This window comes from Novosphingobium sp. HR1a (assembly GCF_015594425.1).
In the GTDB taxonomy this organism is placed as follows: Bacteria; Pseudomonadota; Alphaproteobacteria; order Sphingomonadales; family Sphingomonadaceae; genus Novosphingobium; species Novosphingobium resinovorum_A.
Genome location: NZ_JABXWS010000138.1, coordinates 1 through 1,395 on the forward strand (window position 1 = coordinate 1; position 1,395 = coordinate 1,395).

Here is a 1,395-nt window from a genome sequence, read left to right on the forward strand (position 1 = left end):
TCGGGTGTGGCCACTGGGCTGCATTTTCAGGCGGCCTTGGGTGTAATCTGTAGCGGCTGTGCCTCCTCGATCATTGGTGTGGCAAGGGCGGCCATGCCCTCGATCTGCATGTAGCGGTGCTGGAGCTGGTATTCGTCATTCTGCTCGAGCAGGACGGCGCCGACGAGGCGGATGATGCTGTCCTCGTTCGGGAAGATGCCGACCACATCGGCGCGGCGCTTCACTTCCTTGTTCAGGCGTTCCAGCGGATTGGTGCTGTGGAGCTTGACCCGGTGCTGCTCGGGGAAGGTCATGTAGGCGAGCACGTCGTGCTCGGCATCGTCCATGCAAGCGCCGAGCTTTGGCCAGCGGGCGCGCAACTGATCAGCGACCTGCCGCCAGACCTGCGTCGCAGCGGCATGGTCGGGCTGAAGGAAGACCTGACGGATTGCAGCGGCAACGACGGTATTCTGGCCCTTGGGCACATAGGCCAGGGCGTTGCGCATGAAGTGGACGCGGCAGCGCTGCCAGGTCGCGCCCATGACGCGGGTAATCGCCGCCTTGAGCCCCTCGTGGGCATCGGAGATGACCAGCTTCACGCCGGTCAGGCCGCGCCGGACGAGGTCCTTGAGGAAGCTCGACCAGAACGGCTCGGCTTCGGAAGGACCGATGTGCAGGCCGACGATCTCGCGCTTGCCCTCGGTGTTGACGGCCACAGCGATTATCGCGGCGACACTGACGATCCGCCCGCCCTCGCGCACCTTGAGATAGGTAGCATCGAGCCAGAGGTAGGGCCAGTCGCCGGCGAGCGGCCGCTTGAGGAAGGCGTGGACCCGCTCGTCGATGTCCTTGCACAGCTTGGATACCGAGGACTTGGAGATGCCAGTCATGCCCATCGCCTGCACCAGTTCATCGACGCGCCGGGTGCTGACGCCGGCGATCCATGCTTCCTGGATCACCGCGACCAGCGCCTTCTCGACGGTCTTCCTTGGCTCCAGAAAGCCGGGAAAGTAGGCGCCGGTCCGCAGTTTGGGGATCTTGAGATTGAGCGTGCCGAGCCGGGTGTCGAGACTGCGGTCGCGGTAGCCATTGCGCCAGGTCGTGCGATCGCCGGAACGCTCGTGCCGGCCGGCGCCGACCAAGCCATCGACGTCGGCCTCCATGATGATCTGTAATACGTTCTCGGCGATCGTGCGCAGGAAATCTCCATCTCCGGTCTTCGCCATCAGCTCGGCAAGCGGTAATCTATCGTCGGTCATCGGGATCAACTCCTCGGTGGGCGTGTGAAGTGTGGTAACTCCACCTTACCGATGAGCCCGGTGGCCACCGAGATCGAATTCGCATGGGTGGGGCATGCCCCACCCATGCGATCGCCTCAATCTACACCGGAAATTACACCACGAGCGCGGACGCTAA

General features: G+C 63.7%; 1 protein-coding gene. It reads right to left on the minus strand.

The annotated features are described in order from the left end of the window. Nucleotides 1–26 precede the first annotated feature (26 nt). Nucleotides 27–1,238, minus strand: coding sequence for an IS256 family transposase (locus HWN72_RS30645; RefSeq protein WP_059150834.1), 1,212 nt, complete (start codon nt 1,236–1,238; stop codon nt 27–29). Nucleotides 1,239–1,395: the final 157 nt, after the last annotated feature.